The following is a 20,259-nucleotide window of genomic DNA, read 5'->3' as shown; positions in this document are numbered from 1 at the left end:
TCGTGGAGCGGATCACTCGCTGGCGTACTCGAAGAGCTTGTCGTTCGAGACCGGCGACGGGTCACTGCCCTGGTAGGCCTGGATGCCGCCGAAGGTGGCGGTCAAGGCCACCAGACCGCCGACGACGCCGGAAATGATGAAGTTCATGCTGTTGTCCCTCCCAAAGACCGACAGCGCCGGACGTCAATGTGACGTCCATGACACACGTCGCCGAATTATGACCACGATCGCTCCCGAAAGCAACACGGTCGCCAGCGCGTCTCCGACCACGATAGGCACGGTGCTCGACGCTGTCTGCGAAACGGCCGCGCCGGGTCCGAGGTCGATCAACGACAGGTCGTCGCCCGCGTGCACGACCGTGCCCTCCGGTGGCGTCGTCCGGTCCATCCCGTGCTCGACCACCACCCACCGCACGCCCAGGTCCCGGAGCTCGGCGGCCGGGTCGGACGCCGCGAGGGCGGCGCCCACGTCGGACGAGCGCGGGTCCTCCGCCGGGACGACCGCGTCGGCCAGGATGGTCCGGTCGTCGACGAGCACCTCCCCGGGCAGCAACCGGGGTGCCGGGTCGAGGACGGCGCGCCACCCGTTCCACTCGAATCCGCGGTAGCCGCCGTACCAGGGGAGGACGACGGTGCGGCCGGGGTCGTCCTCCAGCAGCTGCGCGACCGTCGACCAGTCAGTGGGATACGACGACGGCCGCAGCTCGCCCAGCTCACCCCAGGCCAAGCTCGGCAACAGGAGCAGAGGGGCCAGTACGACGGATCCGACCGCTGCCCACAGCGCCTCGCGGCCCCGCCGGACCTGCTCGCGCAGCCAGGTGACCGCGCCCGCCACGCCCGGCAGCAGGAGCAGCACCATCGGCGCCAGGAACCGGTGAGAATCGCGCAGCAGGGCCAGGCCGGGCACCACCTCGGCCAGCCGCTCCAGCGCCGCGGCGCCCGGGCCCCAGGCCGGCACCGCGGCCACCACGAAGGACCCCACCGCGAGCAGGGCGAGTCGCGGCAGCGCATCGGACACCGGAGCGTCCCAGTGCCGGGCGCGACGCAGGCCGGCGAGGGCCACGAGGGTCAGTCCACAGCTGAGCACCACCAGCGCCACACCGGTCCGCTCGGGGGCCACCACCGACGACTTCCAGATGCCACCGAGCGAGAACAGGCTCGGGAGCACCCCGGCGGCCGACTCGCCGCGAGCGGCGAACGCCGCGAAGACCCCCGAGACGGAGACGTTGCTGGACCCGGCGAGCAGCGACGGGACCAGCCACGGCAGGTTCGCGACCAGGGCCACCGTGCCCGTGCCGACGAGGTGGAGGCGGGTGGGGCGGATGGCGAGCACGAGGGCCACGACCGCGGCCATGACACCGCTCGACGGGCTGCACACCGCCGAGAGGACCAGGACCACGGCCAGCCCCGGCAACCCGCGGCGCGGCGAGTCCCGAACCCGAAGCGCGGTGACGGCGACGGCTGGCAGCAACAGATAGCCGGCGAGGATCGCCCACTGGCCGATGAGCAGCCGCTCGTGCACCCAGGGGTTCCAGAGCAGCAGCGTGATAGCGGCGGCGCGGGCGTACCACGGGGCGGGCCGGACCAGGCGCCCGGCGCCGGCGGCACCCGCGAGGAAGGCGCCCACGAGGAAGATGCGCTGCAGCCAGGCGCCCGGGACGACCCCGCTCAGCACCGAGACGAGGGCGTCCATCGGCACCGCTCGCGGGAGGGAGCCGTCCAGGCCGAGCCAGGAGTCCTTCCAGGGCTGGCGCGGCACGAAGACCATGTCGCCGAAGAGCCAGTAGCCCCCGCCGGTCAGCAGCGGACCGAGGATCACGAAGGCGACCAGCGCCCCCACGGCGAGATCGGCCAGGACCGGCCGGGGGACCCGGAGGCCGGCCAGGGTCACGGCTGCTCCGGCAGGCCGGCCTCGACCGCGACGATGCAGACCGCGCTGCCGCTGTCCTGGACCCGGAAGGTCAGCTCGTCGAGCTCCCTGCCGACATCGGGGACGGGGACCCAGATCCGGTTCGGACCCGGATGGGCGAGGAAGGTGTGGGTCCACGAGTCCGTGCCGACCTCGACCACGTGCTCGCGGTCGGTGAAGTACCCCACCCGGGCCACCAGCTGGCCACGGATGCCGACGACGAAGGGCACCCGGACCGGCGCCGTGTGCACCGAGTAGCCGCAGTCCTCCTCCGGCCCGGGCTCCGCCGGGATCGAGCCCGCGAGCTCGAACGCGACCAGTCGACCGTCCTCCATGACGGTGCGCATCCGAGCCGACGGCTCATCGAACGCCGGCGACTCGGGCAGGCTCGCGAACACGCGGGAGAGCCGGGCGTCGTCACCGATCAGCGGCAGCACCAGCTCCGGCGGGACCAGTGCGTCGAGCATCACCTGGTTGGGGTCGACAGCCAGGTCGGCGCGGAAGGCGGCGACGTACGCGCGGTCCTCGGTGTTCTGGAAGTGCGGCACCAGCAGGGCAGTGCCGAAGGCGGTGCCGAGGACGTACGCCGTGCCGAGCGCCGCGACCGCACCGACGGCGACGAGCCGGCGCCGCCCGCGTAGCGCGGACAGACCGAGGCCCGGAGGAGTGCCGCGCAGACCGACCGCCACGGCCACCACGCCAACGTGCACCACGTCCGCCGCGTAGCGCGGATCGAGAGCGATCACCGAGCCGAAGCCGCCCCGGCCCGAGATCAGCAGCACCAGGTCGGCGATGACGTAACCCACCAGCAGGAAGACCGCCCAGCGCCGGGCCGGTCCCCCGCGCCACAGCACCAGACCGAGTCCGGCCAGGACCACCGCCATCGACACCACCGTCACCCACAGGGAGGGACTCACGGCACCACCGCGGACGTCGCCGGCCCAGGGGCCACCGACGAGGCCGGGCACCACGTTGCGGCCGAGGTACTGCCAGGTGATGGCCAGCGCCTCGCGGACGGAGCTGGTGCCGCCCTCGACGGGGCTCACCTGCTCGCGCACCACGAGGAACGCGACCAACCCGGTGACCAGGGCGCCCCAGAGCAGCCAGAACCGGCGCAGCGCAGCCACCAGGCGCCGCCACCCCTGGGCCTCGTCGGCGAGCGCGACCGAGAGCCCGAGCAGGACCGGGACGATCAGCACCGCCCGGGAGTGCCAGGTCAACCCGGCGACGAGGCAGAGCACCACCGCGAGCTGGTTGATCCACGCCCGGCCTGCGCCCTGCCGCGCACGAACCAGGAAGAGCATGGCCAGCAGCGAGAACAGCACCTGCGGCCACAGCGCCAGCGCAGCCGCCCACCACAGGGTCGGCATCAGCGTGAGCGGCGACCAGGCGAAGACCGCCAGCAGCGGGACCCGCGCCCACCGGCCCGGCAACAAGCGAGTGAGCAGGTGCCAGGTCACCACCGTGGCGAGCAGCTGCAGGGTCACGATCTCGATCGCGACGACGTCCCACCGGAACGGCGTGAAGTGACCGACCAGCCAGTAGTTGAGCTGTTGGGCGGGGATCACGTGACCCGCGAAGGGCTCGAAGAGGTAGCCCCAGGTCAGGTCGGCCCGGGCGCCGCGGGCGCTCAGGTAGAAGTCGTCCTGGTTGAAGTAGGAGCCGCGCACGAGCACGGCGCGCCAGACCACCATCACGGCGATGACCACGCCGGCGGCGGCCGCCTGGCGATCCCCCCACACCCGCGTTCTGACAGTGCTCACGCCCACCGCCTCCTCGCCTCGCGCCGGGGCGTCGAGAGCATCAGTCCGCAGACCAGTCCAACACCGAGCGCGGCGAGGGCGTCGGCGAGCGGGCCGGTCCAGCTCGGCCCCGCCGTGACGTCGAGCACCGCCGACCCGATCACCGCCAGGGCGGCCCAGGCCGGCACGAACCGGCCGGTCCAGTGCGCACCCCAGCGACCGAGCACGCCCGGGCGAGCGACGACCAGGCTCGCACCCACCACCAGGACCAGGCCGAGCGCGGCGGCCGGTCCCAGGACGAGCAAGGACACCACGGCGGTGAGCGTGATCGCGCGTCCACCGGCGCGCTGGGGCGTGAGGAGGTCCCAGTTGTCCGGCTCGCGTCGACTCCGGCGCCACAGCAGGGACAACGCGGACAGCAGGCCGCCGAGCAGGATCAGGCCGCTCACGACCAGTCCGAGCGGCAGCAGCACGGCGTACACCCGCTGCGGCGCATAGGTCAGCTCGACGGTGACCGGGCCGCCCTCGGGCAGCACCCAACCCTGCTGCCAGCCGTCCACCCGGATCGGCCGCAGTCGCTCACCGTCGACCTCGGCGCGCCAGCCGTCGTTGAAGTTCTCGGGGACCGCGAGCAACGACTCCGGCCCGGCCGCGACCTCGGCGGTACGGCGACCGGCCCCCCAGGTGTCGATGTCGACGTCACGCCCGGTGTCCACGACCAGCTGACGCTCGGGCACCCCGGCGACCTGGATCACGGCGAACTCCGCGTTCGGCACGGCCCGAAGCCGGTGCTCGCCGGGCTCGAGCAGAGGTCGCTCCTTGGCGTCCTCGAGCGCGCAGCTCTCGAAGCGCAGCGGCGTCCCGTTGACGAGGTCCGCCATGGTGCCGTCCACCCGGGTCGGGACCGTGCGCCCGTCGATCTCGATGTTGGGCCCCAGCCCGCACTGGGCACCGGTGGGCGCGTCGGCCAGGAAGGGACGCTGCACGTCCGCGCCGGCGAAGGCGATCTCGGGGACGACGACCCGGTCCGTTCCCGGTCGGGGGATGAACTCGACCCGCAGCTGCCGCGCGCTGAACGGCGGGTTCAGCTCCAGCCCGGTGCCGTCGAGCGGTACCTCGACGCTGCGCCGCAGGGAGCTCACGACGGCGCGGAGCGGCACCCCGCCCGTGTCGTCGCCGAGCACCGTCACTCGAGAGATGCGCTGTCGCTTCTTCCAGCGGAAGAGCAGCGTCGGGCTCGAGTCCTGCGGAGAGGATGCCCAGGCGGTCGTCGACTGCCCGTCATAGGCAAAACGACTGGAGACCTTCGGGTCGAAGCCGTAGACCGAGCTCGCGCCGACGACCTGGTCGTCGCCCAGCGGCTCGAGCAGGCGGGCGGTCTCGTTGGTGGCCCGGGCCACGACCCAGCCCTGAAGTCGCGGGTTGCTGTAGCCGGAGGTGGTGAACGTGCGGTCGAGGCCGGTGCGCTCCTCGGCGGCCCGGATCCGCGAGGCGTCGCAGTCGGGCACACCGACGGTGAGGGTGCAGGCGCGCCGCTCGGCGCCGGTGGTGAAGACGAACGCGGCACCACGGCCGACCTCGCCCGGGACCTGCAGGCTGCGTTTCGGAGTGAGACCGGCAATGGTGATCTCGCGCAGACCCACACGGGCGCGCTTCTCCCGAGTGGCAGCCCGGGTGATCCGCACCTCGACATGGTCGACGCGGCTGCGGTCGAACTCCACGACCGACGGCGCGCCCGACGCATTCCCGCGCACCGTCCGCACCTGGTCGCCGGCCCTGATCTCGAGCTCGCGCACCGGTACGACCGCGTCGTCGTCGACGACCGGGAGCACCGACACCCGGCCGACGGAGCGCAGGCCGTCGAAGTCGAGACGCACCCATTGCTCGGTCGGGTCGCTGGCGTACGACGAGACCCAGCGGGTCTGGCGATCACCGTCGATGGCGGAGTACGGACCGCCCTGCGGCACCACCGGCCCGAAGTTGTCGGCGTACCCCTGCGCGGAGGAGGCCGTCAGCGACCGCAGCCCGTCGTACGTCGCCACGACCTGGCGGGCACCGTCGACGGTCGGGAAGTCGTGGGCGGCGCGTTCGGTGCGCCACTCGTCGTCGGGCCCGAGGACCGCCGAGACCGACTCGTCGTTGACGCCGAAGGCGCGCTCGCGCCGTTGGTCGCCGTCGGTCACGATGTCGGCCTCGCGGTCCCAGCCCGGCTCGCCCTCCAGCACGGTTGCCTGTCCGGGCTCGACCAGGCCGTTGTCCTGCACGGCGAGCACGCTCTCGGGTGCGCCCCGGACGGTCAGGACGTCGTCGACGGGTGTCGCGCGCAACGCGGGCAGCTGCTCGTCGACGGCGAGCACCTCGACGGCCGGGCCGCCCTCGCCGTCGGTGCCGAACCGAGCCACGCTGGTGAGCCCCCCGTTGGCCAGCGAGACCGCGGCGCCGCCCGGGTGCGGCGAGCCGGTGAACCGGCGGAGCAGGTCACGTCGGATCACGACGTGGCCGATGCCGGCGCGGGCGAGCTGATCGCCCAGCTTCGGGGTCGCCTTGCCCGTGGTCGCCAGCTGGTCGAGCGCGGTGAGGAAGCGGATCGACTGACCGGGCACCAGCGGCACCTGGCTGCGGACCACCCGGTTGACCCCGCCCAGGACGAGCAGTGGTTCGTCCAGGGTCCAGCCCCACTCCTGCTGCGCGAAACCCGAGCCGGGGAGGATCAGCGTCTGTCCACTGCCCTGGTGGTCGACGAGGTAGCGCTGGGCCTGCTGCCAGGGGTCGGAGATCTCGGTCCAGCCGGGGGTCCGCGAGTTGTTGGCGAGGAACGGCTGGCCCAGGCTCAGTACGAGCACCACCGGCAACAGCAACAGCAGCGGCCGCGCCGGCTCGGTGCGCGGCCACCGAGTGGTGATCGCCCGCATCCCGAGGACCACCGCATGCCCGAAACCGAGCGCGAGCGGCAGCCGCACGATCGGGTCGATCTTGTGCACGTTGCGGAAGATCTGCAGCTGGTTGTCGAGCAGGGTCCGGAACACGCCGGACAGCGGGCTGCCCGGCCAACCGCCGTGGGCGATCGTCAGCGCGGCGAGTCCCAGGACCGCGCTGAGCAACAGCGGGGCGCGGACACCGTGCTCCATCCGGGCCAGTCCGTAGAGTCCCAGCGCCGAGATCACGGCGGTGACCAGGACCAGGCCGCGCTCGGCGACGAGCGCGTGGGCCGCCGGCCACCAGGACTGATCGCCGGTGATCAGGTACGCGACCCAGTGCGAGTTGCCACGGACCGACTCGGACCAGCCGATGATCGCGGTGGTGTTGGCGGCGCTCTCGACGTACTCGTAGAACGGCGGCGCATGGCCCGCGAGCACCAGCAACGGGAGCACCCACCAGAACGACGCCAGCATCGCCGCGCCCGCCCAGGCAGCGGCGAAGCCCCGCGAGACCAGCCGACGGCGTACGCCCCAGACCAACAGCACCAGGACCAGGGGTAGGGCGCCGATGTTCTCGACGGCGTTGACCCCACCCATGCAGACGATCGCTGCGGCACTCATCAGCAACGCGCGGCCCCGGTCCAGGCGGCCCCGGAACAGCAGCAGCAGGGGAAGCAGCACCCACGGCATCACGGCGCCCGGCAGGCTCTCTCCCGTGAGCACCGGCACCGTGCCGAGCAGTCGCGGTGAGAACGCGAAGGCCAGACCGGCGATCAGGGCCGCGGCGCCGGGCAGGTCCAGGACCCGGGCCACCCGGCGCGCGCCCTCGCAGGCGACGATCAGGATCAGCGCCGTCCACAGTCGCTGGGAGACCCAGTCGGCCAGGCCGAGGGTGTCGGTCACGGCGAACCAGGCGCCCTGCGGGAACAGGTAGCCGTACGCCTGGTTCTGGAACTCCCCGAAGTTCGACTCCGGATGCCACAGCGAGAATGCCTCGCGCAGGAAGCTCCCGGGGCGCTCCGTCAGCTCGGCGCGGGTGTCGTACGTCGTCCGGCCGACCTGTTGGGCCAGGGAGACGAGCACGAACCCGAGATAGAGCGCCAGGGCAGCGATGCCGGACGGCGTCCATCGGACCCGGTGCGGACGCACGGTCGCCAGGGTGCTCGCCGACCTCAAGGCGGCATGTCGACGCTCCACGTCGCCGCACCTCCTCCCCTGGTCGCGCGAGCGACGGCCAGGGTAGGGCATCGCCGAAACACCCGTGCCTACTCCGTGGACTTGGTTGCCGATGGGCCCCGCGTCAGCACCCTGTCTTATGCTCCCCCGCGTGAGAGCAGGCGAGGATCAGTTGGTGGCCGGGCGAACCGCCCGGTGGCGGACCCTCGCCCACAGCGGTGCCGGCATCGCGGTCGCGATCATGGTCATGAACGTCGCCACCTACTCATTCCAGATGGTGGCGGCCCGCGTCCTCGGACCGGCCCAGTACGGCGGGGTCGCCAGCCTGATGGCGCTGCTGCTCGTCGTCGCCGTCGCCCAGCTGGGCCTGCAGGCGACCGCGGCCCGCCGGATCTCCGCGACCCCCGACCACGTCGCCCAGATCGAGCGGGTCATCCTCCGCGTCACCTACCGGGCCGCGCTCGCGCTGGGTCTCGTCATGCTGGCCCTCGCGCCGCTGGTGTGGAAGATGCTGCGACTGGACAGCATCGCCCCTGCGCTCCTGGTCGCGGTGGCGACCGTGCCACTCACCATCCTCGGCGGGCAGACCGGCATCCTCCAGGGCGAGCGGCGCTGGCTGGCCCTGGGTGCGATGTACCTCGCCATGGGGGTGCCGCGCCTGGTCCTCGGCGGGATCTTCATCGCGGTCCGGCCCACCGAGGGCGCCGCGATGGCGGGCGTCGCCCTCTCCCTGTTCCTGCCGGTCGTGCTCGGCTACTTCCTGCTGCGTCATCCCCGGGTCCCCGGTGAGGACAGCGAGCTGAACCGGCTCCGCCCCACCCTGCGCGAGACCGTGACCAACTCGATGGCCCTGTTGGCGTTCTTCGTGCTCTCGAACGCCGACATCGTGATCGCTCGCAACACCCTCGACTCCCACGACGCGGGCCTGTATGCCGGCGGCCTGATCCTGACCAAGGCCGTTCTGTTCCTCCCGCAGTTCGTCGTCGTGGTTGCGTTTCCGTCGATGTCGACCGTCGACGAGCGCAAGACGGTGCTGGTGCGCAGCCTCGGACTGGTCGCCGCCGCAGGCGTCTGCGCCGTGCTTGGCGCCTGGGCCCTCGCGGACGTGGCGATGATCTTCGTCGGCGGGGACGACTACTCCGACGTCCAGTCGCGGCTGTGGCTGTTCGCGATCCTCGGCACGCTGCTCTCGATGCTGCAGCTGCTGGTCTACTCCGTGCTCGCCCGACAGGGCACCCGCTCGGCGTACCTCGTGTGGGTCGCCGTCGTCGCCGTGGTGGTGTGCGGACTGCTCCAGGACTCCCTCGACGGGCTCCTGATGACGGTCATCGTGATCGACGCCATCCTGTTCGTGGTGCTCCTGGCGCTCAGCCTGTGGCGGCTGCGGGAGCCCGCCCGCTGAGACCCTGCCGGTCCCCGTGCTTCGTCAGTGCGCGGCCTCGTGCCAGCTGTGACCGGTGCCGACGGAGACGTCGAGGGGAACGGCCAGGTCGGCGGCGCCGCCCATCTGGGCGCGCACGAGCGCATCGAGCTGCTCCCGCTCCCCCGGCGCGACCTCGAAGACGAGCTCGTCGTGCACCTGGAGCAGCATCCGCGAGCCCAGACCCGCCTCGCGGATCGCCCGGTCGACGTCGAGCATCGCGATCTTGATCAGGTCGGCCGCGGAGCCCTGGATGGGCGCGTTGAGCGCCATCCGCTCCGCCGACTCGCGGCGCATCCGGTTGTCGCTGGTCAGGTCGGGCAGCTGGCGTCGGCGACCCATGATCGTCTCGGTGAAGCCGGACTTGCGGGCCTCCTCGACCACGCTCTGGAGGTAGTCGCGGATCCCGCCGAAGGTCTCGAAGTACTCGTCCATCAGCTCGCGGGCCTCCGCGGGCTCGATGCCGAGCTGCTGGCTCAGCCCGAAGGCTGACAGGCCGTAGGCCAGACCGTAGTTCATCGCCTTGATCTTGGCCCGCATCTCCACGGTGACCTCGTCGGCGGGGACGTCGAAGACCCGGGCCGCGGTGATCGAGTGGAAGTCACGACCGGAGCGGAACGCCTCGATCAGGAGCTCGTCCTCGGAGAGGTGGGCCATGATCCGCATCTCGATCTGGCTGTAGTCGGCCGTCAGCAGCGACTCGAAGCCGGGGCCGACGACGAACGCCTCCCGGATCCGACGGCCCTCCTCGGTGCGGACCGGGATGTTCTGCAGGTTCGGGTCAGTGCTGGAGAGCCGGCCCGTCGCCGCGATCAGCTGGTTGAACGTCGTGTGGATGCGCCCGTCGGGCTGCACCGTCTTCAGCAGCCCCTCGATGGTCTGGCGCAGCCGGGCGACGTCGCGGTGGCGCAGGAGATGAAGCAGGAACGGGTGCTCGGTCTTGACGTAGAGCGACTGCAGCGCGTCGGCGTCGGTGGTGTAGCCGGTCTTGGTGCGCTTGGTCTTGGGCATGCCGAGCTCGTCGAAGAGCACCACCTGCAACTGCTTGGGCGAGCCGAGGTTGATCTCCTTGCCGATCACCGCGAACGCCTCGTCGGCCGCCTGCCGCACCTCCGCGGCGAAGTGGCTCTCCAGGTGCTCGAGCTGCTCGATGTCGACCGCGATGCCGGTGCGCTCCAGCTCACCCAGCAGGTGCACGAGCGGCAGCTCGACCTCCGCGAGCAGGCGGGTGCCACCGGCCGCCTCGACCTCGCCGTCGAGGGCCTCGGCGAGGTCGATGACCGCGCGGGCGTGCAGCATCGCGGTCTCGGCGATCTCGTCGCCGCCCTCGCCGCCGTCGACCGGCTCGTCGAAGAGCATCGCCTGGTCGGACTCGCTCTCGGTGCGCAGCTCGCGGCGCAGGTAGCGCAGGGTGAGGTCGCCGAGGTTGTAGGAGCGCTGGTCGGGCTGGACCAGGTAGGCCGCGAGCGCCGTGTCGCTGACGAGCCCCGCCAGTGTCCAGCCGTGCGCGGCGAGCGCGTGCTGGGGCCCCTTCGCGTCGTGCAGCACCTTGGGCCGGGCCGGGTCGGCGAGCCAGACAGCGAGCGCCGCGTCGTCCTCGGGGGTCAGGCCGGCCACGTCGAGGTACGCCGCGAGCCCGCTGACATCGGCGACCGCGATCCCGTCGACCACGCCGGTGCCGGACCCCCAGCTGCCGCGGACGTGCACGCCGACGTGCTGCGAGCCGAGGCCGCCGAGGAACTCCCCCACCTCGCCGGCGGCCAGGCGACGGCCGCTGAGCTCGAAGCCACCCTCCTCGACCGGGTCCTCCTCCGGACCGAGGGTGTCGATGGCGCGCTGGCGCAGCTCGCCGCGGATCTCCAGCTCGTCGAAGAGCGTCAGCGCGGCCTGCCGGTCCCACGGCGCCAGGACCAGCTCCTCGGGCCGGCGCTCCAGGTCGAGGTCGCGGACCAGGGCGTTCAGGTGGCGGTTGCGGATGACGTCGCCGAGGTGCTCACGCAGCGCCTCGCCCTTCTTGCCGGTGATCTGGTCGGCGTGGGTGATGACGTTGTCGAGCCCGTCGAACTGGTTGATCCACTTGGCGGCGTAGCCCGCACCCACCCCGGGCACGCCCGGGAGGTTGTCGGAGGTCTCCCCGACCAGGGCGGCGATCTCGGGATAGCGGTGCGGCGGCACGCCGTACTTGCCCTCGACCCAGGCGGGCGTCATCCGGGCGAGGTCGGAGACCCCCCGCATCGGGTAGAGCACCGTCGAGTCCTCGGTGACCAGCTGGATGGAGTCGCGGTCGCCGGTGAGGATCAGCACCTCCATGCCGGCGGCGAGCGCCTGCGTGGTCAGGGTGGCGATGATGTCGTCGGCCTCGAAGCCGTCCTTCTTCAAGTAGGTGATGCCGAAGGTGTCGAGGAGCTGCTCGATGACCGGCAGCTGCCCGCTGAACTCCCCCGGGGTCTTGTTGCGCTTCGCCTTGTACTTGGAGTACTGCTCCAGGCGGAAGGTCTGGCGCGAGACGTCGAAGGCCACGCAGACGTGCGTGGGCTGCTCGTCGCGCAGCACGTTGACCAGCATCGAGGTGAAGCCGTAGACCGCGTTGGTGTGCTGGCCGGTGGTCGTGGAGAAGTTCTCCACCGGCAGCGCGAAGAACGCGCGGTAGGCCAGCGAGTGGCCGTCGAGGAGGAGCAGGCGCGGACGGGTCGACTCAGGCACCCGCCGACTCTAGCGGCGCCCGCCGACAGGCAGGATGGGGCCATGAGCGAAGACGCGCGACAGCTGCTGTCGGTCGAGGAGTTCGTCGCCGCGATGCCCCAGGGCATGGGCGGGCTGAACGAGCGGATGGGCATCGAGCTCGTCGAGATCTCCGCGGACCGGGTCGTCGGGACCATGCCGGTCGAGGGCAACACCCAGCCCTACGGCCTGCTGCACGGCGGGGCGTCGGTGGTGCTCGCCGAGACGCTCGGCTCGATCGGCTCCGCGATCAACGCGCACCCGGACCGGGTGGCCGTCGGCGTCGACATCAACGCGACCCATCACCGCTCCGCGACCGCGGGCATCGTCACCGGCGTCGCCACCCCGGTCCACCTGGGTCGGACGACCGCCTGCTGGGAGGTCGTGATCAGCGACGAGCGCGGCAAGCGGGTCTGCACCTCGCGGATCACCTGCTCGCTCATCCCCCGCGAGCGCGTCGGGATGTAGGGCGGCCTCAGCCCGCGTCCGCGGCCTGCGAGCGCCTCAGCGACCGCCGGGCTGCGAGCACCTGCCCGAGCTGACGGCCGCCACCGCGGTGCAGGCTGGGCCGCTGGGCGACCAGTCGGGCGCGCACCGCGTGCGTGGGAGCCACCCGCAGCACCGCCTGCGGGCCCAGGGCGAGCCGCGCCATGAACCGGTTGCCGTCGCGCGAGCTGGACGCCGCCGCCGTGGCGAGCTGGCCGACGCCGAGCTCCTCGGCGAAGCTGACCGCCGCCTCCATGAGGGTGCGTCCGACCCCGTGCCGACGGAACTCCGGCAGCACGTGCGGCGAGAGCGCCTGCACGGTCGGCTCCAGGTTGATCGCGCTGAGCGTGGTCAGCCTCAGGTAGACCGCGCCCGCCGGGCTGCCGTCGTAGTCGGCGACGACGATCTTCGCGTCCGGCGACTCGCTCGCGTTCTTGATGATCAGCTCGAGGTCGGCGATCTGCTCGCCACGGTCGGCGCGCCGGATCCCGCCCTCCCACAACGTCGCCAGGAACGGGGCGTCGCTGAGCACCGCGCACCGCAGGGACACAAGTGTCCGCATCATCGGTTCATGGCCTTCCACGCCTTCCTGGTGTGGGCGAGCGCGCAGTCCGGTCCCGTGAACGCGACTCCCGTCCGAGGCTACTCTCTGCAGGCTGATGACGGCAGAGGAGGGTCGACGGTGTTCCCAGGGATCGGGACGATCGTGAACGTGGCCGCGGTGCTGGTCGGCGCGCTGCTCGGGATCCTGCTCGGCAACCGGCTCCCGATGCGCACCCGTGAGGTCGTCACGGACGCCCTCGGCCTGGTCACGCTCCTGATCGCGGCCACGAACGCGGTGGCCGTGCTCGACCCGGCCCTGGCCGCCGCGGTCGGCGACAGCGCTCCGATGCTGATCGTGCTCGGCGCGCTGCTGATCGGTGGGATCGTGGGCTCGCTGCTCGGTATCGAGAGCGGCGTCGTGTCGTTCGGCGGCTGGCTGCAGCGCCGGCTCGTCGGTCCGACCGGCTCGGCGGAGCGCCAGCGCTTCATCGAGGGGTACGTCGCCTCCTCGCTGCTCTTCTGCACCGGCCCCCTGACGATCCTCGGGTCGTTGAACGACGGGCTCGGCAACGGTGCCGACCAGCTCTTCTTGAAGTCCGCCCTCGACGGGTTCGCGGCCATCGCGTTCGCCGCGTCCTTCGGCTGGGGCGTGGTCGCGAGCGTCGTGACCATCGTGGTCGTCCAGGGCAGCCTGACCCTGGCGGGGCTGGCCCTCGGCGACGTGCTGCCCGACGCCCACCTGGCCGCCGTCACCGCCGTCGGGGGCCTGCTCCTGGTCGGGATGGCTCTCCGGCTGCTGCGCGTCCGGGACGTCCCGGTGGCGGACCTGCTCCCGGCACTCGTCGTGGCGCCGCTGCTCGTCGCCGGGGTCGCCGCGTTCCGGTGACGGCGACGTACCACCGGTGGTGTGACGCAGCTCAAAACGTCCGCTTGGTCACAAAACGGCCACAAAAGACAACAGGTGGGCGACCCAGCCACCAAAGCCCGAGCATCGCACTACCGTGCTTGCTGGTGCCCATGCCTGCATGGTGCTTCGTGATAACCCCGGAGGATAGATGAAGCGCAATTCCCTGACTCTCCGCTTGGCCGCCGTGACGGCCGCGAGCGCGCTGGTGCTCGCCGGCTGCGGCGACGACGAGAGCGAGCCCACCTCGACCGACAAGCCGAGCGAGAGCAGCAGCGAGGACAAGGCACCGGTCGCCAAGGGCGACGGCACGCTGACGTTCGGCTCCCTGCTCCCGCAGACCGGCAGCCTGGCGTACCTCGGCCCGCCGGAGTTCGCCGGTGTCGACCTCGCGGTCGCCGACATCAATGCCGCCGGCGGCGTGAACGGCGCCGATGTCGTGCACGTGCGCGGCGACTCGGGCGACACCGACTCGGGCATCGCCCCGTCCGAGACCGACAAGCTGCTCGACGCCGGCTCCGACGTCATCGTCGGCGCGGCCTCGTCGGGTGTGTCGCTGACCGTGATCGACAAGATCATGTCGGCCGGCTCGGTCATGTTCTCCCCCGCGAACACCTCCACGGCGTTCGACGAGGGTGACTACGCCAACCCCGACCAGTACTTCCGCACGGCGCCGTCCGACATCCTCCAGGGTGCCGTCCTCGCCAACCTGCTCGTCGAGGACGGCCGCAAGAACGTCGCCGTCCTGGCCCGCCAGGACGCCTACGGCGAGACCCTCGCCTCCGAGGTCCAGAAGAACCTGGAGTCCCAGGGCTCCGCGGTGGCCGGCGAGACGGTGTTCTACGGCGAGAAGGCGCAGTCCTACGACACCCAGGTCCAGGAGGTCGCCGGCTCCGGCGCCGATGCACTGGTCCTGATCGGCTTCGAGGAGACGGCTGCCATCATCCCGCAGCTCATCGCCGCGGGTGCCGGTCCCAAGGACGTGCCGACGTACTTCGTGGACGGCAACACCGCCGACTACAGCGACGACTCGACGACCCCGCTCCCGGGCGGTGCCCTGCAGGGCACCAAGGGCACCATCCCCGGTGCCGAGACCGCGGGCGACTTCCGCGAGCGCCTCGCGACGGTCAACGACAAGCTGACCGACTACGCCTACGCCGGTGAGTCCTACGACGCCGTCATCGTCTCGGCGCTCGCGGCCATCGCGGCCGGCAGCGACGCCGGTGAGGCCATCGCCAGCCAGATCGTCGACGTCACCACCGGCGGCGAGAAGTGCGACTCGTTCGAGGCGTGCGCCGCACTCCTGACCGAGGACGCGTCGGCCGACATCGACTACGACGGTGTCTCCGGCCCGATCGAGCTCGGCGAGACGGGCAGCCCGACGGCTGCCTCGATCGGCATCTACGAGTACGACGCCAAGAACAAGATCGCGCCGGTCAAGTTCATCAGCGGCAACATCTGATCCAGCAGCACCCGCACCACCAGCAGGGCCCCGGAGCACCGCTCCGGGGCCCTGCTGCGTACCCGGGGGCGTCGCGCCCGTGACGTCTCAGGCGCTCGCGCCCGACGGCCCGCCCGTACGACGTCGGCACCCGACCCGGAACAGCAGCAGGGCCCGGGAGCGAGTCGCTCCCGGGCCCTGCTGGTGATGCGTGCGTTCAGCTGGCGGCGCCGAGGGTGCCGAGGTAGAGCTCGATGACCTTCGGGTCGTCGGCGAGCGACTTGCCGGTGCCGCTGTAGGCGTTGCGGCCCTGGTCGAGGACGTAACCGCGGTCGCAGATCTGCAGGCAGCGGCGGGCGTTCTGCTCGACCATGATCACCGAGACGCCGGCCTTGTTGATCTTGCGCGTCTGCACGAACACCTCGTCCTGCATGACCGGCGACAGACCCGCGGAGGGCTCGTCCAGCAGCAGCACGGAGGGGCTCATCATCAGCGCCCGGCCCATCGCGACCATCTGCCGCTCACCGCCCGACAGCGAGCCCGCGCGCTGCTTGCGGCGGGTGCCCAGGGTCGGGAACAGGTCGGTGACGAAGTCGAACCGCTCGTGGAACGTCTTGGGCGCCTGGTAGCAGCCCATCTCGAGGTTCTCCTCGATGGTCAGGCTCGGGAAGACGTTGTTGCTCTGAGGCACGAAGCCGATGCCCTTGCTCACCAGCTGGTCGGCGCGCTGGTTGGTGATGTCGTCACCCTTCAGCAGCACCTTCCCGGTGTGCACCTTGACCAGGCCGAAGAGCGCCTTGAGCAGGGTCGACTTGCCGGCGCCGTTCGGTCCGATGATGCCGACCAGCTCGCCGGGCTGGCAGTACAGGTCGGCACCGTTGAGGATGTTGACGCCGGGCAGGTAGCCGGCGATCAGGTTGTCCGCGCGCAGCACGGCCCCGTCGGCCCTGGCCAGGTGCTGCTCGCGCTCGATGTTGGTCTCGCTCATGCCTTCTCCTCCTGCTCCATCTCCGCCTCGACCTCGGCCCCGAGGGCCGCCTCGTCGAGCTCGCTGAGGTCGGTGTCGTGGTGGGCGCCGAGGTAGGCGTCGATGACCCGCTGGTCGGCCATCACCGAGGCAGGCGAGCCCTCGGCGACGATCTGGCCCTGGGCCATCACGATCACCCAGTCCGAGATGTGGCGGACCATGTCCATGTCGTGCTCGACGAACAGCACCGTGCGGCCCTCGTCGCGCAGGGACTGGACGTGGGTGAGCAGCGACTGCTTGAGCGCGGGGTTCACCCCCGCCATGGGCTCGTCGAGCATGATCAGCTCGGGGTCGACCATCAGGGCCCGCGCCATCTCGAGGAGCTTGCGCTGGCCGCCCGAGAGCGAGCCGGCGAAGTCCTCGCGCTTGGCGTCGAGCATGAACCGTGCGAGCAGGTCGTCGGCCCGGGCGGTGATCTCGTTCTCCTGGCCCTTCCAGAGCCACTTGAACGGGGCCAGCCAGAACCGCTCGCCCTTCTGGCCGGTCGCGCCGAGACGCATGTTCTCGATGACGGTCAGCTTGGCCAGCACCTTGGTCAGCTGGAAGGTCCGGACCATGCCGAGCCGCGCGACCTTGTAGGCCGACACGTTCTGCAGCGACCGGCCGTTGAAGCTCCACTCGCCGCTGTCGGGCTCGTCGAAGCCCGTCAGGAGGTTGAACAGGGTGGTCTTGCCGGCACCGTTGGGGCCGATGAGCGCGGTGATGACGCCACGCTGGATCTCGACGTGTTCGACGTCGACGGCCTTCAGACCGCCGAAGGTGCGGGTGATCTGACTGCCGACGATGATCGGGTCCGGCTTCTTGGCCCCCGGGTCGGTCGCCACCTGGGCGAGCGCAGCCTGGGCTGCCGTGAGTTCAGCGGCCATCGATCGCGATCTCCCTTCGGTCGCCGAAGATCCCCTGAGGTCGGAAGATCATCAGCAGCATGAGTGCGAGCCCGGTGAGGATGAACCGCACCAGGCTGGACTGGGTCGAGTCCATCAGCCAGGTCGGGAGCAACGGGTCCTCGCCCGACGTGGCCTGGCTGAAGAAGGCACCGAGACCCGACAGCAGGAACCAGAAGATGACCGCTCCCACCACCGGGCCGAGCACCCGGGCGGCACCGCCGATGAGCAGGGCGGTGTAGGCGTAGAAGGTCAGCGTGGTGTTGTAGTCGGTCGGTACGACCGCGGACTGCTTCAGGGCGTAGTAGAGGCCGGCCAGGCCGCCGATCATGCCGCCCAGGATGAGCGCCTGCATCTTGTAGGAGAAGACGTTCTTCCCGAGCGAGCGCACGGCGTCCTCGTCCTCGCGGATCGAGCGGAGCACGCGGCCCCACGGGCTGCGCATCAGCGCCCAGACGATCAGGCAGCAGATGGCCACGAGGGTCCATCCGACGGTGATGTTCCACAGGTCGTCGCGGCGATAGCTGATGAAGCCGAGGTCGATGCCGTCGGAGTACGGGTTGAGGTCCCGGTAGACCGACGAGTAGCCGGTGAGCCCGTTCGAGCCGCCGAACACCTCCTTGGTCTCGACGGCGCCGAAGATCAGGCGCAGCACCTCGGCCGCCGCGATCGTCGCGATGGCGAGGTAGTCGGCCCGGAGTCGCAGCGTCGGGATGCCGAGCACGATGGCCAGCACGAGGGGTGCGAGCAGGGCGACCACGATGCCCACACCGAACGGCAGGTCGTAGGTCACGACGGTCACCGCGAGCCCGTAGGCGCCGACGGCCATGAAGCCGGCCTGACCGAAGTTGAGCAGGCCCGTGTAGCCGAAGTGCACGTTCAGGCCGATGGCGGCGAGCGCGAAGACGATCGCCTGCGGGCCGAACGCCTGCTGCAGCGCCGAGCGGAGAATGTCCAGGAAGTCCATGTCGTTGCCCCTCTACCCGATCCGCTCTCGGCGGCCGAGGATGCCTTGCGGCCTGACCAGCAGGATGAGGATGAGCACGACGAGGGCACCGACCTCCTTGATGGAGGACGGCACACCGAACGTCGGGCCGACCTCGACCACGATGCCGATGACCAGCGAGCCGATCAGCGCACCCCAGATCGTGCCGAGTCCGCCGAGGGTCACAGCTGCGAACACCAGCAGCAGGAGCTTGAAGCCGTTGTCGAACTTCACCTGGCTGTTGATCGCGTAGAGCACACCGGCGAGGCCGGACAGCGCCGTACCGATGATCCAGGCGTTGCGGATGACGGCGTCGACCCGCATGCCCGAGGAGGCGGACAGGGCGGGGTTGTCGGAGACCGCGCGCATGGCCTTGCCCAGCCGGGTCGTCATCATCGCGATGCACACGACGGCGATGGCGACCACCGAGACCAGGATGATCGCGATCTCCTTGTCGGCCAGGTGGATCGGACCCCAGCTGTGACGCACCTGCGTCGTGTACTGGTCGAGCGAGCGCGTCGAGCTGCCGAAGAGGTACTGGTAGATGCTGCGCAGGAACAGACCGAAGCCGATCGAGACGATCATCATCGCGATCAGGCCCGTACCGCGGCGCCGCAGCGGCTGCCACAGGACCCGGTCCTGCGCCCACCCGAAGATCCCCGACGCGATCACGGCCAGGATGCCGGCCACGATCACCGGCAGGCCCAGGTCGCGGTTGAACCAGTAGGTCACCAGTCCACCGAGGGTGATCAGCTCGCCGTGGGCGAAGTTCGTGAGGCCGGTCGCACCGAAGATCAGCGAGAGCCCCAGGGCGGCGAGCGCGATGATCAGGCCGAACTTGATGCCCGAGACGATCGAGTCGATCAGCTTCGTGGCGAAGCTGGTCGTGTCGGCCGCCTGGACGCCGATCGGGAACTGCGCGTTGGTGGCCGACCCGCTGATCAGCACCCGGATCTCGAGCTCGGTCCGGGTGGAGGAGTCGAGCTCGGTGCCCTCGGGCAGGGTGTCCTCGTCGAGCGTGACGGTGTAGGTGCCGGCACTGGGCAGCGGAACGTTCGCCTTGCCCTCGGCGTCCGTGACGTCCTCGCCGACCTCGACGCCGTCCTCGGAGGTGACGGTCAGCGTCACGCCCTCGATCGGCGCCGGCAGACCGTCCGGACCCTTCTCCGAGTCGTTGGCCAGCGTGACGCTGATCGCCGTGCCGTCACCCACCGGTGCCTCGGCCGGAGCCGTCGGACTCGACGAGGGACTGGGCGACGACGTCTCGTCGGCGAAGGCCGTGGCCGGGGACAGCAGGGCTGCCGTGACCACCGCCAGCGCAATCAGTCGCGAAACCACACACAACTCCGTTCGTTCCACGCGCCAGCGGCGAGGGTGGATGCAGTCTAGGGGCCGGACGGTCGGGTAGCGCCAGATCAACCGGTGTCGACCGAAGGGAGACTCGGCCTTTACCCACCCGTGACCTGAGCGACACCGACCCGGGGCGGGTCAGCTCCCGGCGAGGCCCGGACCGTGCTCGATCACGCCCTCGGCGACCTGCCGCATCGAGAGTCTCAGGTCCATCGCGGTCTTCTGGATCCAGCGGAAGGCCTCCGGCTCGGAGAGGCTCAGCTGCTGCTGCAGGACCCCCTTGGCCCGGTCGACCGCCTTGCGGGTCTCCAGGCGCTCGGTGAGGTCGGCGACCTCCGCCTCCAGCTGGCCGAGCTCGGCGAACCTGCTCACGGCCATCTCGATGGCCGGCACCAGGTCGCCCTTGCTGAACGGCTTGACGAGGTACGCCATGGCGCCGGCGTCGCGGGCCCGCTCGACGAGGTCACGCTGGGAGAACGCCGTCAGGATGACGACCGGAGCGATCCGCTGGCCCGCGATCGCCTCGGCGGCGGCGATCCCGTCGAGCACGGGCATCTTCACGTCGAGGATGACCAGGTCGGGGCGGAGCTCCTCGGCGAGCTCGATCGCCTTGGCGCCGTCGCCGGCCTGGCCCACGACGTCGTACCCCTCCTCGGTGAGCATCTCGGCGAGATCCATCCGGATGAGCACCTCGTCCTCGGCGATGACGACGGTGCGGGTCGCGGGGGTCGGCTGGGCAGGCTCGGTCACGCGG

15 protein-coding genes are annotated in these 20,259 nt (G+C 71.0%); 4 read left to right on the top strand and 11 right to left on the bottom strand.

Going from position 1 to position 20,259, the window contains the following annotated elements:
• Positions 1–12: 12 nt before the first annotated feature.
• Genes MUB56_RS25920 through MUB56_RS14025 form a run of 4 tightly spaced genes read right to left on the bottom strand, consistent with a single transcriptional unit; the run spans position 13 to position 7,765 of the window.
• Positions 13–147, bottom strand: a complete 135-nt coding sequence (locus MUB56_RS25920; protein WP_280637285.1) for a hypothetical protein — start codon at positions 145–147, stop codon at positions 13–15.
• Between the two features lie 36 nt (positions 148–183).
• Positions 184–1,890 carry a hypothetical protein gene (locus tag MUB56_RS14035; protein WP_244927639.1) on the bottom strand — a complete coding sequence of 569 codons (1,707 nt, stop codon included), beginning with the start codon at positions 1,888–1,890 and terminating at the stop codon, positions 184–186.
• Positions 1,887–3,671 carry a hypothetical protein gene (locus tag MUB56_RS14030; protein ID WP_244927638.1) on the bottom strand — a complete coding sequence of 595 codons (1,785 nt, stop codon included), beginning with the start codon at positions 3,669–3,671 and terminating at the stop codon, positions 1,887–1,889. Before MUB56_RS14030 ends, MUB56_RS14035 begins: the two co-directional genes overlap by 4 nt.
• The gene (locus MUB56_RS14025) at positions 3,668–7,765 is read right to left on the bottom strand and encodes an alpha-(1->3)-arabinofuranosyltransferase family protein (protein WP_244927637.1); all 4,098 of its coding nucleotides are present in this window, start codon (positions 7,763–7,765) and stop codon (positions 3,668–3,670) included. The genes MUB56_RS14030 and MUB56_RS14025 overlap by 4 nt, the downstream gene beginning before the upstream one ends.
• A 154-nt stretch (positions 7,766–7,919) precedes the next feature.
• Between MUB56_RS14025 and MUB56_RS14020 the strand changes: the two genes are divergently transcribed.
• Positions 7,920–9,146, top strand: coding sequence for a polysaccharide biosynthesis protein (locus MUB56_RS14020; RefSeq protein WP_244927636.1), 1,227 nt, complete (start codon positions 7,920–7,922; stop codon positions 9,144–9,146).
• Between the two features lie 24 nt (positions 9,147–9,170).
• Here the strand turns inward: MUB56_RS14020 and polA are convergent, their stop codons facing one another.
• On the bottom strand, positions 9,171–11,867 hold the full coding sequence (gene polA, locus MUB56_RS14015) for a DNA polymerase I (RefSeq protein WP_244927635.1): 2,697 nt from the start codon (positions 11,865–11,867) through the stop codon (positions 9,171–9,173).
• 42 nt (positions 11,868–11,909) lie between these two features.
• Between polA and MUB56_RS14010 the strand changes: the two genes are divergently transcribed.
• Positions 11,910–12,353, top strand: a complete 444-nt coding sequence (locus MUB56_RS14010) for a hotdog fold thioesterase (RefSeq protein ID WP_244927634.1) — start codon at positions 11,910–11,912, stop codon at positions 12,351–12,353.
• 7 nt (positions 12,354–12,360) lie between these two features.
• Here MUB56_RS14010 and MUB56_RS14005 read toward each other — a convergent pair whose 3' ends face one another.
• Positions 12,361–12,936 carry a GNAT family N-acetyltransferase gene (locus MUB56_RS14005; protein WP_244927633.1) on the bottom strand — a complete coding sequence of 192 codons (576 nt, stop codon included), beginning with the start codon at positions 12,934–12,936 and terminating at the stop codon, positions 12,361–12,363.
• 117 nt (positions 12,937–13,053) lie between these two features.
• On the opposite strand from MUB56_RS14005, the gene MUB56_RS14000 reads away from it, so the two are divergent.
• Entirely contained in the window at positions 13,054–13,800 is a 747-nt protein-coding gene (locus MUB56_RS14000) for a DUF554 domain-containing protein (RefSeq protein WP_244927632.1), read from the top strand.
• A 205-nt stretch (positions 13,801–14,005) separates the two neighbouring features.
• The gene (locus tag MUB56_RS13995) at positions 14,006–15,280 is read left to right on the top strand and encodes an ABC transporter substrate-binding protein (protein ID WP_244932410.1); all 1,275 of its coding nucleotides are present in this window, start codon (positions 14,006–14,008) and stop codon (positions 15,278–15,280) included.
• Positions 15,281–15,476: 196 nt separating this feature from the next.
• Here MUB56_RS13995 and MUB56_RS13990 read toward each other — a convergent pair whose 3' ends face one another.
• The 5 genes from MUB56_RS13990 to MUB56_RS13970 all read right to left on the bottom strand — a co-directional run bounded on the left by MUB56_RS13990 (position 15,477) and on the right by MUB56_RS13970 (position 20,255).
• Positions 15,477–16,247, bottom strand: coding sequence for an ABC transporter ATP-binding protein (locus MUB56_RS13990; protein WP_244927631.1), 771 nt, complete (start codon positions 16,245–16,247; stop codon positions 15,477–15,479).
• On the bottom strand, positions 16,244–17,152 hold the full coding sequence (locus tag MUB56_RS13985) for an ABC transporter ATP-binding protein (RefSeq protein WP_244927630.1): 909 nt from the start codon (positions 17,150–17,152) through the stop codon (positions 16,244–16,246). The genes MUB56_RS13990 and MUB56_RS13985 overlap by 4 nt, the downstream gene beginning before the upstream one ends.
• Positions 17,142–18,137, bottom strand: a complete 996-nt coding sequence (locus tag MUB56_RS13980) for a branched-chain amino acid ABC transporter permease (protein ID WP_244927629.1) — start codon at positions 18,135–18,137, stop codon at positions 17,142–17,144. The genes MUB56_RS13985 and MUB56_RS13980 overlap by 11 nt, the downstream gene beginning before the upstream one ends.
• Positions 18,138–18,149: 12 nt before the next feature.
• A complete protein-coding gene (locus MUB56_RS13975; RefSeq protein ID WP_244927628.1) occupies positions 18,150–19,493 on the bottom strand; it encodes a SpaA isopeptide-forming pilin-related protein in 1,344 nt (447 codons plus the stop codon).
• 150 nt (positions 19,494–19,643) lie between these two features.
• Positions 19,644–20,255 carry a response regulator gene (locus MUB56_RS13970; protein WP_280637284.1) on the bottom strand — a complete coding sequence of 204 codons (612 nt, stop codon included), beginning with the start codon at positions 20,253–20,255 and terminating at the stop codon, positions 19,644–19,646.
• Positions 20,256–20,259: the final 4 nt, after the last annotated feature.

This window comes from Nocardioides sp. W7, assembly GCF_022919075.1.
Taxonomy (GTDB): Bacteria; Actinomycetota; Actinomycetes; order Propionibacteriales; family Nocardioidaceae; genus Nocardioides.
This window is presented reverse-complemented; position numbering and strand designations above follow the sequence as displayed.